The following is a 13,350-nucleotide window of genomic DNA, read 5'->3' as shown; positions in this document are numbered from 1 at the left end:
TGGACGGCGCCGTCCAGGGCGCCCTGCGCCAGCTCGCCACCTGCCCCGGCCACGAGGAGGCCTCGGACGCGCTGCGGCGCGCCCTGGGCGCCGTACGCCAGGGCCTGCCGACCGCGGCCCGGGTCGAGTCCCTCGGTGCGGGCTGGACGGCCGAGGAGGCCCTGGCAATCGCCGTCTACTGCGCCCTGGTCGCCGACGACATGCGCCACGGCCTGCTCCTGGCCGTCAACCACAGCGGTGACTCCGACTCCACCGGCTCGATCTGCGGCAGCCTGCTCGGCACCCTGCACGGCGAAACGGCCCTCCCGCCGACCTGGCTGGCCGAACTGGAGGGCCGTGCGACGATCCTGGAACTGGCCGACGACTTCGCCCTGGAGATGACCCAGGGCCCGGCCCTGCACGGCCCGGGTATCTCCTCCCCGGCCTGGCCGACCCGCTACCCGCGCGGGTGAAGCCGCTTGCCGCACCCCGCGAACAGGCGGCCCGTGGACACCGCTTACCCGCGCGCGTGAAGCCGCTTGACGGGAATCCGGGTCCCTGAGGTCCGGCCTCCCGAGAGGCCGGACCTCAGGACGCCTGGATCAGTCCTTCGTCGTCTCGGGGACCACCCTGTCCCCCGGCTGGGCGGGCGCCGGAACGGCGGCCGCGGCACCCGAAGTCCCGCCGTCGCCGTCGGAGTCGACCTTCGCGATGATCTCGTCGCGCTCCGGGGTGTCCTCCGGCTTGACGAAGCCGACGACGACGTAGAGGACGAGGGAGACCGCGAGCGGGATCGAGACCTGGTACTGGAGCGGGACCCCGCCCTCGACGCTCCAGTTGATCGGGTAGTTGACCAGCCAGAATGCCAGCAGGCCGAAGCCCCAGCTGGTGAGCGCGGCCGTCGGGCCGGAACGGCGGAACTGGCGCAGCAGACCGAGCATCATCGGGATCGCGATCGGGCCCATGAGTCCGGCCACCCACTTGATGACGACCGTGATGATGTCCTTGAAGGTGGGGGAGTTGACCTGGGTGGCCACCGCCATGGACAGGGCGAGGAAGACCACGGTCGCCAGGCGCGCGGCGATCAGCCCGCTGCGGTCTGTCCACTGTCGGGCCTTGGCGGACAGCACCGGTGCCACGTCCCGGGTGAAGACGGCCGCGATCGCGTTGGCGTCCGAGGAGCACATGGCCATCGTGTGCGAGAAGAAGCCGACGATGACCAGGCCCAGGAGCCCGTGCGGCAGCAACTGCTCGGTCATCAGCGCATAGGAGTCGGAGCCGTCTGGCTTCTCCGCCTGCACCAGCAGGGGCGACATCCACATGGGGAAGAAGAGCACCAGCGGCCAGACCAGCCACAGGGCGGCCGAGAGCCGGGCCGAGCGCGCCGCCTCGTGCCCGGTCTCGGTCGCCATGTAGCGCTGGGCCTGGTTGAGCATGCCGCCGTTGTACTCGAACAGCTTGATGAACAGGAACGCCAGCAGGAACACCGTCCCGTACGGGCCCACCAGCGGTTTGGCGTGACCCTGCAACGCCGGCTCGTCCCAGACGCCGAAGAAGCCGCCGAAGTCGCCGAGCTTGGCGACGACCGCCACGAACATGGCGATGCCGGCGAGGAGTTGGATCACGAACTGGCCGAGTTCGGTCAGCGCGTCCGCCCACAGGCCGCCGATGGTGCAGTAGATGCCGGTGATCACACCCGTGATGAGGATGCCCTGGTTGAGGGAGATGCCGGTGAAGACGGAGAGCAGGGTGGCGATGGCGGCCCATTTGGCGCCCACGTCCACGATCTTCAGCAGCATGCCGGACCAGGCGAGCGCCTGCTGGGTCGGCAGGTTGTAGCGGTTCTTCAGGTATTCGAGCGGCGAGGCCACGTGCAACCGCGAGCGCAGCCGGTTGATGCGCGGCGCGAACAGCTTGGAGCCGATGGCGATGCCCAGCGCGATCGGGAAGGACCAGGTGACGAAGGACGTCACGCCGTAGGTGTACGCGATGCCCGCGTAGCCGGTGAACATCACCGCGCTGTAGCCGGACATGTGGTGCGAGATGCCGGACAGCCACCACGGCATCTTGCCGCCCGCGGTGAAGAAGTCGCTGACGTTGTCGACGCGTTTGTGCGACCAGAGGCCGATCGCGACCATGACGCCGAAGTAGCCGATGAGCACGGCCCAGTCGAGACTGTTCATGTGCCCCTCCAGGGGTCCGCCTTGTGAACGGGAAGCGCACTTCGCCAAGTACGTCGCCGGGCGGTGTCCCGTACGGGAGTTGGGGACGCGGGGATTGAACCGCTTGTTCGGGTGGGCGGTCAAGAGTGAGTCAGGTCAGGGATGTGAACGTCGATCCAATATCCGAACCTCTTTGCTTGTTCTTGACCTCCCCGGGCGTTGTCCTCGGCGTGATCGGGAACACACGATGATCGGGCACTTCGCCATCAGGAAGGCCGAAAACGCGGCGGCAGAGGAGGAGTTCGGAAGATTCGGCGGGATGCGGGAACCCCGTGCGGTCGAGCGGTGTATCAATGGCATGAAGGGAAACGACGAGCAGTACACGACAGCCCATCAGTCCGTTCCGCAGGGCGGGCTCCCCAGCTCAGCGCATCAGCTCACCCGCGTTGACGAGCAGCGACTGGCCGGTGATCGCGCGCGCTCGGTCGGAGGCGAGGAAGGCCGCGGCCTCCGCCACGTCCCCGTCCGTCGCCAGCTCCGGCAGGGCCATGCGATCGGTGAGCCTCCCCAGCACCTCGTCCTCGCCCACGCCCTCGGTGTGCGCTGTGAACTGCACGTACGCCTGCACCGGCGGGCCCCACATCCAGCCGGGCTGCACGGTGTTGACCCGGATCCGGTGCGGCCCCAGTTCCCGTGCCAGGGAGTACATCGCGGAGACGAGAGCCCCCTTCGACGCCGCGTAGGCCGCCTGCTGGACCTGCGTGGGCGCGGCCACCGAGGACTGTGTGCCGATGATGACGACCGAGCCGCCGCCGCGCGCCTTCATCGACGCCAGGCAGGCCCGTGTCATCCGCAGGGTCCCCAGCAGGTTCACGTCCAGGACCTTCTGCCACGAGGCGAAGTCGGCATCCTCCAGGCCGCCGAAGTAGGCGTCCATCGCCGCCACATGGATCACCGCGTCCACCCCGCCGAACCGCTCGGCCGCCAGCGCGGCCAGCGCCGCGCACTGCGCCTCGTCTCCGATATCGGTGGCAAGCCAGGCGGTCCGCTCCCCGGAGGGGGCGATCTTGGCTGCCGCCTTGGCGAGGTTCGCCTCCGTGCGGGCCCCCAGCACGGCGTTCGCCCCGTCCCGTACCACCGCCGCGGCCACCTGGTGGCCGAGCCCCGCGCCGACCCCGGACACGATGACGGTCTTGCCTCGCAGCAGCATGGTCGCCTCCGGTGCGGGTCCGGTGTCGAACAAGGGGTGGGGGCGGCGGGAGATAACTGACGCCGCGTCAGAGTAGATCGGGCCGCCGGAGAAGGCCAGACTCCGCACCCCTCCACATCTGATATAGCGTCAGCTACACCTGTTGCCATGACTGACGACGACACGCGCAGCCCGGTCTACGCGGAACTGGCATCCGTCGGGGCATACGGGGTCCGGCCGGGGCACGCGCTGATCACCATGGTCGAGCCCCACCCGGGCCACGAGTACGCGTACAACCGCTGGTACGAGGATGACCACTTCATCGCCGGTGCGATGGCCATGCCGTGGATCTACGCCGGCCGCCGCTGGGTCGCCACCCGCGAACTCCAGCAGCTGCGCTACCCGGAGGAGTCCGCGGTCGCCCGGCCCGTGACGGCGGGGTGCTACATCACGGTCTACTGGCTCACCGAGGGCCGCTACGACGAACACATGCGGTGGACCGTGTCCATCAACAAGCGGCTCAACCGGGACGGCCGCGTCCACCAGGCGCGGACACACGTCTTCACGGCCTTCCAGGACCACGAGGCGACCGTCTACCGGGACGGGGCGGCCGGCCCGCGGGACTTCCACGCGCTTGACCACCCATATGCCGGCCTGGTCGTCGAGGTCATCGACACCGAAAGTCCGGAACAACGAGAGGAGTTGCTGGAGTGGTTGCGGTCCAGACATCTGCCGAAGCGGCTCAGGGGAACGCTGGCGGCCATGGTCACGGTGTTCCGGCCGACCCCGCTGCCCGGAGATCGGATGGCTTACGTCAAGGAGGTGGAGGGAGTGGACACCAGGCTGACCCTGCTCTGGTTCCTGGAAGCCGACCCCCGGGAGTGCTTCACCGAGGTCTGCGGGGGACTGGACGAGGAGGTGGCCGCCTCGGGGCTGGGGCGCGTGGAACTGGTCGCGCCGTTCATCCCGACCGTCCCGGGAACGGACCGCTACGTGGACGAGCTCCGCTGAACCTGCTATGTGGACGGGCTTCGCGGGACCCGTTACGCAGACGGGCTCCGCTGAACCGTTACGCAGACGGGCTCCGCTGGAGCCGGCCGGGCGCGGCTCGACCCGCGTGGAGAGGAGCGACCTCGGCAAGCAGCCCCCTCGGCCGGGACGGCGGGCCAGTCGAGAGGGCCTTGCGCGTGCTTGTGCCGATCGTTGTGGTGTGCGGTACCCGTCAGGCGGTGCCGAACGAGCCCTGGGTCACGCCCTGGACGAAGGCGGTCCAGGTCTGGGGGGAGAAGTCGAGTACGGGCCCCTGCGGGTCCTTCGAATCGCGAACGGAGACCGTACGGGCGCCTTGAGCCCTGACCTCGACGCAGTCGCCGTTCACCGCCGAGTACGAGGACTTGGTCCATTGCGCGAGCGCGTACTGCCGACTCTGCATGATCACTCCGATGGTTGTGCTGGTGGTTGGGTACTGCACTTCCCCCGAGCGCCGTATGGGACGGCGGATGTGATGTGATCGACGCTACGCCGCAACGGGGCTTTCGGCAGGGGCCGTTCACCCGACTGGATGGCATATTCCATCGGTCTCTTCTCGGGCTGGTGCATGGGTGTAAAGTGCCCGGCCTGGCTTCGGGTGAAGCCCGAGTGCTCCAGGGGATGCCCCAGGGATGCCCCACGGGCCCCCGGCCGTGCGCCACCCAGTGCTCCCCAGCGCCCTCTTCGCTCCTGGCGGAGTTGGGGGTCAGCCCTGGCGGAGCGGGGTCAGTGCGCGTACTCGGCGGCCACCTGGAGGATGAACTCCCGGGACTGCTCGGCACTCAGCGCCTTGGCGCGCAGATGCTCGTACATCACCGTGTAGCTCTGCACGTCGTTGGCCTTCTCCAGGTACAGGTCGCTGGTGACGCCCTCGAGGTAGACGACGCTGGCGTCCAGCGCGTCCGCGAACTCCAGGATCGCGAACTTGCCGTACATGCCCGGGTGCGCGCCCACGCTGTACGGCAGCACCTGGAGCGTCACGTGGGGCTGGGCGCTCAGCTGCGCCAGGTGCTCCAGCTGGTCGGCCATGATGCGCTCGGTGCCCACGACGCGGCGCAGCAGCGCTTCGTCGATGACGGCCCAGAACCGCAGCGGCCCGTCCGGGTCGCTGAGCCGGTCCTGCCGCTTGAGCCGGACCTGGATGCGCTTCTCCACCTCGGCGGGCGTGGCCTCCGGCCACATCCCCGAGATCACCGCCTCGGCGTAGTCCCGCGTCTGCAGCAGGCCGGGCACGATGAGCGATTCGTAGACGCGCAGCGAGGCGGCGTCCGTCTCCAGGCCGATGTAGACGCTGTACGGGATGTCGCCGAAGGCGTGCCACCAGCCCTGCTGGCGGGAGTCCTTGGCCATCTGCATCAGCGAGTCGACGACCCGGTGGTCCTCGACCTCGTAGACGCTGCACAGATCGCGTACGTCCCGCTGGCTGATGCTCCGGCGGCCGTTCTCCAGGCGGCTGATCTTCGACTGGGAGACCAGCAGCCGCTCGGCGACCTCCTCGGCCGTCATGCCCTTGAGCTCGCGGAGCCTGCGCAACTCCTGACCCAACCGGCGTCGCCTGACAGTGGGATTGACGTTGGACGCCACGGGTGCTGCACCTCCGGGTTGCACTGTTGTTTGCCCAGCAGATTGCCACTCCTGGGCGGAGTGGCGCTGGGAAATGACAACAGAGGGTCCCGGCCCGAGTACATGAGGCTATGGAGGCGCGCCGTACGCTCCTCGTCTGGACGCCTACGGATGAGTGCGTACAGCTGCGTACGAACGCCGTACGAGCGGCAATGCGTACGTGTACGAGTGCAGTTGCGGTATTTGCGGCGGGCGCACGCACGGGGTGGCGGGTCCGGCCGTCGTTCGGGACGACCGGGCCCGCCACCCCGTGCGCGATTCGGCGGCTCCCGAACCGGGTTGCGGTGGAGTGGGGATTGATGAAACGTAACTGCTGTTGTTTTTCCGGGTGTTGAGCGGTTGTGGAGCGGGCGGTGGTGCGGTCCTAGTGGACCGCGGCGCGGGCCATGCCCCCGTGCCGGGACTGGACCGGGACGCCGGAGCGGTCGCCCGCGTTCGGCCGCGCCGGAGTGCGCCGTGGCTGCTGCGCGACCCCGTTCTGCACGTCCATCACCGCGTGCGCGACCAGGCCGCCCATCGGGTCGTGCCTGATGAGGTCCCGGAGCCGGGAGCGGGAGGACCGCCCCTCGTTACCGGGGTACAGATGCTTGCCGAGGCCGACCGCGTGGGCCAGCGCGGCGAGCGCCGCGGTCCGCGGGTCCGGCGGTACGCCGGTGCGGATCGCACTGTCGAGCCGGGCCTTGATCTCCCGGCTGATCGCCGTGTCCGTCGCCTGGTAGCGAGTCGTCGGCAGCACCCCGCACATCTGACCCGCCACGGCATGCACCATGCCGCACCGCTCCAGGTGCGCGAGATACGTCTGGCGCAGCCCCAGCCGGGGCCCGCCGATCCAGTGGACCGCCCGCACCGGGCTGCCGCGACGGCGCAACAGCTCCAGTGCCGAGTCCAGTGTCGGATCTCCTGTCGGCCGTGGCAGCACCACGGCGATACGATCCCCGTCCGGGGCTATCCGTCCTGCCAGAGCCAGCTCCACTAGCTGGGCCCCGGCAAGGCCGAGGTCGAGCGACTGCGGCTGCGCCGTGGTACCCGTGGCCGGGTCCAAAGCGAGCAGCAGAAGCTCCTCCGGAATTGTTCTGCGGCTCCTGCCCATCCATGCCTCCCCGCGTGGATGAATGACAGGGTGACCCCTCTCACACTTGTCTGTCGAGAGTGCCTGGGCGCTTTGTATGGGAACCAGTAGGTATGTCGTTCTCGTCTACCACGCGGGCACTGGACACTGATAGAGCGTGTGAGCGAACGGGTCGAAGTGCCAAGGACGAAGGAGGCATCGGTGGCGGGCGAGTCCCCGGACAAGTCGGAGCAGCAGAAGTCGTCGGCGGAGGCCGAGGCCGTCGCTGTGGCCGGGGCTGACGAGGCCGCTGAGCTCGCCGACTCCGCGGAGTCGGAGTCTGAGTCGGAGGCGGGGAAGGGCGCGGTGTCCGGAGCGGCCGTGCCGAAGCTGAAGATCGAGGAGCAGGGCGACGCGCGGCTGCGCGCCGCCGTCGCGGCCTGGGTCGCCTCGGCGTCCGTCGGCGACGACCCCTTGGGGTCGGCGGACGACACCCCCACGGCGGACACCCCCGTGGTCGCGGACAGGCCGAAGCCGGAGGCGGCGGCGAAGGCGGACGTGAAGCCGGCGGCCGAGGCCGAGCCGTCCTCCACGTCCGAGGCGTCCGAGCCCGCGAAGCCCGTCGAGCCCGAGCCCGAGGCGGAGCGGGCGTCCAAGCAGGCGCCCGCACTCCAGGTCGACAAGCCCACCACTGCCCTGCCCAAGCGCGGCTCGGCGCCCCGCTCCGACGCGGACGACAAGCCCGGCCCCGAGGCCGACGGCGGCAAGAGGCCGGAACTCGCCGAGAAGGCCCCGCGGGACTCCGAGCCGGCGGCCGGTGGGCCCGCGAAGAAACCCATGGACCTGCCGACGACGGCCCTCGGCACGCTGCGGCGCGTGGGCGGCGAGAGGCCCTCCCGTCCCGCGGACGACAGGCCTTCCCGGCCCGCGGAGTCGGAGTCGGAGCGCACCAGCCAGTTCGTACCGCTGCGGTCCGCCGACGACGCGTCCCGCAGGCCGCGTACGGCACTGGGCGCGACCGCCCTCAGCGCCAAGCAGGAGCAGGACATCGAGCGGGACTCCGGGAAAGCCGCCGAGCAGGGCGCCGAGCGGACCACGGTCCCCAAGCCGAAGGCCGACCCCAAGCCGGAGGCAGCCGCCGAGCCCGAAGCGGCCGTCAAGGCGGCAGCGCCCCCCGAGCCCGCCTCCGCGGACGCCCAGTCCGGCCTTCCCGAGTACGAGCGCACCAAGCAGCAGCCGCTGCCCGACCCCGCGCCGCTCGATCTGCTCGCGCAGCTCACCAACACCCCGCCGCCGCCCGAGACGCCGCTGCGCACCGCCGTCCGGCGCGTGAAGATCTGGACGCCGCTCGCCGTGCTGCTCGCGATCGTCTTCGCGACCGTGCAGGCGCTGCGCCCGCTCCCCGAGCCGTCGCTGGCGCTGACGGCGGAGGAGACGTACGCGTTCGACGGCGCGAAGCCGAGCATGCCGTGGCCGTCCGAGGGTCAGGCGGTGGTCGACGTGGAGGGGCTCGGCAGCTTCGGCAAGCGCGGCGAGGAGAAGCCGCGGGCGATCGCGAGCGTCGCGAAGGTGATGACGGCCTACGTGATCCTGCGCGACCACCCGCTCAAGCCGGGCACCAAGGGCCCCTTGATCGACATCGACAAGAAGGCGGCCGACGACGCGAAGCTGGGCGCCGACGGCGAGTCCGTCGTCGAGGTCTCCGAGGGTGACAAGATCTCGCAGCGCGAGGCGATCGACGCCATCATGATTGCTTCCGCGAACAACATCGCGCGGCTGCTGGCCCGTTGGGACGCCGGTTCCGAGAAGGCGTTCGTCAAGAAGATGAACGACGCCGCCAAGGACCTGGGCATGACGAACACCACGTACACCGACCCCAGCGGGTTGCGCCGGGAGACCGTGAGCACCGCCGTCGACCAGGTCAAACTGGCCAAGAAGGCCATGACCGACCCGCTGTTCCGCGCGATCGTGCGCCAGCCCTCGTACACCGACGCCAAGGACAAGAGCCACCGGAACTGGAACGGGCTCGTCCCGCTCGACGGCGTCGTCGGCATCAAGACCGGCACGACATCGAGCGCCGGCGGCAACCTCGTCTTCGCGGCCGAGAAGAACATCGGCGGCACCAAGCAGATGATCATCGGTGCGGTGCTGGGCCAGTACGGGGTGCCGATCATCGACACCGTGCTCGCCGAGAGCAAGAAGCTGATCGACGCGGCGCAGGACGCGCTCATCTCGCGCACGGTCGTCAAGAAGGGCGATGTCGTCGGCGAGGTCGACGACGGGCTCGGCGGTACGACGCCGGTCGTGGCGACCCGTGACGTGACGGCGGTCGGCTGGCCGGGCCTGACCGTGGACTTGAAGCTCACCGACGGCGGAAAGGCGATTCCGCACGAGGCCAAGGCGGGTACGGCCGTCGGCACGCTGACCGTGGGCAGCGGTCCCGGCCAGGTGAAGGTGCCGGTCGCGCTCCAGAAGGACCTCGTGGAGCCGGACTTCGGGAGCAAGTTGACCCGTATCGCCTGATGTCCCCGATATGAGCGGTCCGCTGGTCCCGATCCAGGCGGTCCGCGGCGGATCGCGGACCGTTCGCCCCGGTGCACCCGTGTGCCCGGGGCGAACTGTTGCCGTCTCGCGACCTGTCTCCCGGCAACCACCCCGCCGCTTTCGCGGTCCTACGAGTGTCAGGACTCGTTCGGGCGCCCGTTCGGCGTTCGTTCGCACACTCACCAGGGGAACGTGGGGAGCGCATCATGAAGGCACAGGGGGCCGCGCGCCGCCGAATAGGAGCGGTGCTCGGAGTCGCGGGCATGGTCGTCCCGCTGTCGGTCGCGCTCGGCGGCGCGCCCGCGCAGGCGGCGACCTGCACGACGAGCACCGGGCCGTACCAGAAGCAGGTCGAGAAGTTCCTCGGCCGGCCCGTGGACGGCAGGCAGTCGTCCGCCGACTGCTCGGCGATCCGGGCGTTCCAGACCAAACACGGCATCAGCCCGAACATCGGCTACGCCGGGCCGGTCACCTGGGGCGTGATGAACCTGATGAACCAGCAGAAGGCGGCGGGCAGCAACCCCAACAAGGCGGGCAAGTGCCCGACCAACAAGGGCCGCATCGCCTGCGTCGACCTGACGCGCCAGCTCAGCTGGATCCAGGACGGCAAGACCCTGAAGTTCGGCCCGGTGCCGGTACGCACGGGACGGGACAAGTACGAGACCCGCACCGGCCTGAAGAAGGTCTACTACCGCTCCATCAACCACTGGTCGACGCTCTACGACGTCCGCATGCCGTACAGCCAGTTCTTCGACGGCGGCCAGGCCTTCCACTCCATCGCGGGCAGCGTGTGGTCCCCGCCGGGCTCCCACGGCTGCGTGAACATGCGCGGCGGGGACGCGAAGACCTACTGGAACATGCTCAAGAACGGCGACGACGTCTACGTCTACGGTCGCAAGCCGGGTACCTGAGCGGCGCTTTCGGAGGTGCCGGGCTCGCCGTGAGTCCGGCACCGTCGGGCAGGCACCCGGACTCTCCGCCGTACGGGGAGCCCCCGGCTCGCCCTCGCGGCGGGGAATTCTTCGGGGAGCGCCCGGCGCCCCGCTGCTCCTGGAGGCAACCTTCCGGGACGCCTTCCCGTCCCTCACGCCGGGGGGGGGCGTTCCGACGTTGTGACCTGCCCGGGCCAGGCCCATAGCACGTGCTAGCGTCGTCGCGGCGTCCGCTCGGGGCCGGTTGCGGGAAAGACGGGGAGTACCTGAGTGACTACCGTGGATCCGAGGTGCTCCGGCGCGGACCGCGCGACCGGCGAGGCCGGGCCCGCCCCACGCGCGCGTGGCCGCCTCCCCCGGTTCCGGGGCCGATTCCCGTGGCTCCGGGGCCAAGCCTCCGCCCATCCGGTCCTGTTCACCTTCCTGGTGGCCGCGGTGCTGCACGTGGCATGGGTGATGCTCTTCGCGAACAGCGGCGGTGACCTGGCCGCCCAGGACGCGTGGGCGGAGTTCGTCGGGCGCCACCCCGACTCGGCGTACAACCTCGCGTGGTACGGCGGGATGCACCCCGTCTCGTACAGCGTCATCTCGCCGTACCTCATGCACGTGCTCGGGGTGCGCACCACGATGATGGTCGCGGGCACTCTCTCCAGCGGGCTGCTCGCGCTGCTCCTCGCCCGTAGCCCGGACATAAGGCGCCCGTTGGCACCCGCGCTCGCGGGCGCGTTCGCGCTCACCTGCAACGCGATCTCGGGGCGGGTGACGTTCGGGCTCGGCACGATGTTCGCGCTCGGCGCGGTCGCCGTGATCTTCTCCTGGCCGCGCGAGGACACCTGGCGGACGCGCGGCCGGATGGTCGCGCGGGCGGCCGCCGCCGCGCTGCTTGCGGCGCTGGCCACGGCGGCCAGCCCGGTCGCGGGGCTGTTCCTCGGGGTCGTGGCGGTCGCGCTCTTCCTCGACCGCCGCAGGCTCGCCGCGTACGTCCTCGGGGTCACGCCCGCGGCCGTGGTGGGTCTTTCGGCCTGGCTGTTCCCCTTCTCCGGCATGCAACCGATGGAGTTCGGCTCGCTGGTGCTGCCGTTCCTGTGCGGGGTGGCGGCGGTGGTGCTGATGCCGAAGCGGTGGCGCACGGTGCGGATCGCCTCCGGCGTCTACGCCCTCGGCACGCTGCTCACGTGGCTCGTGGACTCGCAGATCGGCAGCAACGTCACCCGCTTCGCGCTGGTCTTCGCGGGCATCCCCTTCATTGCCGCGCTGCCCTGGACCGTACGGCGCTCCCGCCACTGGTACGCGCTGCTGGCGGCCTTCGTCGCGATCACGCTCTGGCAGACGGCCAAGACGATCGACGATGTCGTCAACACGACCCCCGCCGCTTCCTGGGCGCGGGAACTCGCGCCGCTCGTCGACCGTTTGCAACGTGTGGACGCCGAGCGCGGCCGCGTCGAGGTGGTCCCCGCCCGCAGCCACCGAGAGGCATCCGCGCTCGCGCCGTACGTGAACCTCGCGCGCGGCTGGAACCGGCAGGCCGACCGCGAGCGGAACCCGCTGTTCTACGAGGAGGGGATGCTCACCGCCAAGAGCTACCACGCCTGGCTGAAGCGCTGGGCCGTGCGGTACGTGGTGCTGCCGAGCGACCGGCCGGACGAAGCCGGGCGTGCCGAGGCCGAGTTGGTCGCGGGTGGCCAGCGCTATCTGAAGCCGGTGTGGTCCGACGCCAACTGGAAGCTCTACCGCGTGGCCGACCCGGTGCCGATGGCCGATCCGCCCGCCACGGTCGAGCGCGCCGACGCGGGTGAACTGGTCGTCACCGTGCGGTCGGCGGGTCCGGTCCTGATCCGCATCCCGTACTCCCCGTGGCTGGGCCTGGTCGACCGCAAGGGCAAGGGTGTCCCGCCGCCGCGGAAGAACGCGGCCGGCGACGATTTCCGGAACGTGCACGGCTGCCTGACCCGCCAGGAGCCGCGGGCCGTCCCCGACGGCGAGCCACAGGACACCTGGACCCTCCTGCACGCCCCTCGCCCCGGCACGTACCGCATCGCGGCTCCCTACCAACTCCCGCGGGGAACCCCCTGCCCAGAGGTGGACTGAGCCCCGGCGGACCATGCGCCGGGTGGGGTCACGACGGCCGGCACAGCACCGGATTGCGCAACTCCGCGCAGGGCCGGTGCCCGTGGGAGCGGACGACGTCCTGGCCGACCTCGTTCGTCAGATAGCGCAGGAAGCTGGCGGCGAGCGAGTCGGCCGCGGGCTCGCCGTACGTGTAGGCGTACTCGGTCTGCCAGAACGGGTACGCCCCGCGGTCCGCTCCCGCCAGGTCCGCCCGGTGGCCGTCGATGCGGACGAGCCGCAGGTCGTCGCGGTCCGCCGCGGCCCCGACCTCGCTGTAGCCGAGGGCGCCGGGCGTGCGGGCCACGGCGTCCAGCACCTCGTCGGTCGAGCCGCGCGCGCAGCGTACGAGGCCGCGCGGCGCGCCGGAGGCCAGGTCGCGGCAGTCGTCGGAGGTGTCGCCCGGCTCGCGCCGCCCGTCCAGGATCCGCTCCTCGAAGGTCTTGCGCGTACCGGAGTTGGAGTACCGGCCGACGAGCCGTACCGGCAGGTCGTTCCCGCCGATCTCCTTCCAGTTGGCGATGTCCCCCGCGTAGAGCCGCCGTATCTGCGCCAGGGACAGGTCCTCGACGCCCGCCTCCTCGCTGACGACGAGGGTGAAGAGGGAGAAGGCGATGGGCCGCGGCAGGAGCCGCGGGTACCCGTCGGCCTTGACGCCGTCGGAGAAGGCCAGCCGGTCGTTCACGCTGCCGTCGCCGGCGCCCGTACCGCCGCCTCCGCCCGCACGCGCACCTGTAC

At 70.5% G+C, this 13,350-nt stretch carries 11 protein-coding genes; 5 read left to right on the top strand and 6 right to left on the bottom strand.

Features of this window, described 5'->3' with window-relative positions; genetic code table 11:
• Positions 1-452 (top strand): ADP-ribosylglycohydrolase family protein (locus AOK16_RS17840; protein ID WP_169790907.1); only part of this gene is annotated, 452 nt, incomplete at its 5' end.
• A 129-nt stretch (positions 453-581) separates the two neighbouring features.
• Here the strand turns inward: AOK16_RS17840 and AOK16_RS17835 are convergent.
• Together AOK16_RS17835 and AOK16_RS17830 are read right to left on the bottom strand one after the other, a co-directional pair.
• Complete coding sequence (locus tag AOK16_RS17835; protein ID WP_055473235.1) at positions 582-2,162, bottom strand: sodium:solute symporter family protein; 1,581 nt, start codon at positions 2,160-2,162, stop codon at positions 582-584.
• 403 nt (positions 2,163-2,565) lie between these two features.
• Entirely contained in the window at positions 2,566-3,351 is a 786-nt protein-coding gene (locus AOK16_RS17830; protein WP_055473234.1) for an SDR family oxidoreductase, read from the bottom strand.
• A 147-nt stretch (positions 3,352-3,498) separates the two neighbouring features.
• Between AOK16_RS17830 and AOK16_RS17825 the strand changes: the two genes are divergently transcribed.
• Positions 3,499-4,341, top strand: coding sequence for a hypothetical protein (locus AOK16_RS17825; protein ID WP_055473233.1), 843 nt, complete (start codon positions 3,499-3,501; stop codon positions 4,339-4,341).
• A gap of 211 nt (positions 4,342-4,552) precedes the next feature.
• Here the strand turns inward: AOK16_RS17825 and AOK16_RS17820 are convergent, their stop codons facing one another.
• From AOK16_RS17820 to AOK16_RS17810, 3 genes are all read right to left on the bottom strand, one after another.
• A complete protein-coding gene (locus AOK16_RS17820) occupies positions 4,553-4,762 on the bottom strand; it encodes a DUF397 domain-containing protein (protein WP_055473236.1) in 210 nt (69 codons plus the stop codon).
• Positions 4,763-5,085: 323 nt separating this feature from the next.
• Complete coding sequence (locus AOK16_RS17815; RefSeq protein WP_055473232.1) at positions 5,086-5,943, bottom strand: helix-turn-helix domain-containing protein; 858 nt, start codon at positions 5,941-5,943, stop codon at positions 5,086-5,088.
• A 403-nt stretch (positions 5,944-6,346) separates the two neighbouring features.
• Positions 6,347-7,072 carry a GOLPH3/VPS74 family protein gene (locus tag AOK16_RS17810; RefSeq protein WP_055473231.1) on the bottom strand — a complete coding sequence of 242 codons (726 nt, stop codon included), beginning with the start codon at positions 7,070-7,072 and terminating at the stop codon, positions 6,347-6,349.
• A 180-nt stretch (positions 7,073-7,252) separates the two neighbouring features.
• On the opposite strand from AOK16_RS17810, the gene AOK16_RS17805 reads away from it, so the two are divergent.
• The 3 genes from AOK16_RS17805 to AOK16_RS17795 all read left to right on the top strand — a co-directional run bounded on the left by AOK16_RS17805 (position 7,253) and on the right by AOK16_RS17795 (position 12,594).
• Positions 7,253-9,553 carry a D-alanyl-D-alanine carboxypeptidase gene (locus AOK16_RS17805; protein WP_055473230.1) on the top strand — a complete coding sequence of 767 codons (2,301 nt, stop codon included), beginning with the start codon at positions 7,253-7,255 and terminating at the stop codon, positions 9,551-9,553.
• Positions 9,554-9,780: 227 nt separating this feature from the next.
• The gene (locus tag AOK16_RS17800) at positions 9,781-10,485 is read left to right on the top strand and encodes a L,D-transpeptidase family protein (RefSeq protein WP_055473229.1); all 705 of its coding nucleotides are present in this window, start codon (positions 9,781-9,783) and stop codon (positions 10,483-10,485) included.
• Positions 10,486-10,776: 291 nt separating this feature from the next.
• A complete protein-coding gene (locus AOK16_RS17795; protein WP_055473228.1) occupies positions 10,777-12,594 on the top strand; it encodes a hypothetical protein in 1,818 nt (605 codons plus the stop codon).
• Between the two features lie 28 nt (positions 12,595-12,622).
• On the opposite strand, the gene AOK16_RS17790 is transcribed toward AOK16_RS17795, so the two are convergent.
• A partial coding sequence (locus tag AOK16_RS17790) for a PstS family phosphate ABC transporter substrate-binding protein (RefSeq protein ID WP_055473227.1) occupies positions 12,623-13,350 on the bottom strand: 728 nt, incomplete at its 5' end.

This window comes from Streptomyces pathocidini, from assembly GCF_001418495.1.
Taxonomy (GTDB): domain Bacteria; phylum Actinomycetota; class Actinomycetes; order Streptomycetales; family Streptomycetaceae; genus Streptomyces; species Streptomyces pathocidini.
The sequence above is the reverse complement of the archived record's forward strand: the minus strand, read 5'-3'. Positions and strand labels throughout refer to the sequence as shown.

Excerpts from the sequence above, each read along its gene's own strand:
- AOK16_RS17835 (WP_055473235.1), bottom strand. The coding sequence starts at position 2,162 with ATGAACAGTCTCGACTGGGCCGTGCTCATCGGCTACTTCGGCGTCATG.
- AOK16_RS17830 (WP_055473234.1), bottom strand. The coding sequence starts at position 3,351 with ATGCTGCTGCGAGGCAAGACCGTCATCGTGTCCGGGGTCGGCGCGGGG.
- AOK16_RS17825 (WP_055473233.1), top strand. The coding sequence starts at position 3,499 with ATGACTGACGACGACACGCGCAGCCCGGTCTACGCGGAACTGGCATCC.
- AOK16_RS17820 (WP_055473236.1), bottom strand. The coding sequence starts at position 4,762 with ATGCAGAGTCGGCAGTACGCGCTCGCGCAATGGACCAAGTCCTCGTAC.
- AOK16_RS17810 (WP_055473231.1), bottom strand. The coding sequence starts at position 7,072 with ATGGGCAGGAGCCGCAGAACAATTCCGGAGGAGCTTCTGCTGCTCGCT.
- AOK16_RS17800 (WP_055473229.1), top strand. The coding sequence starts at position 9,781 with ATGAAGGCACAGGGGGCCGCGCGCCGCCGAATAGGAGCGGTGCTCGGA.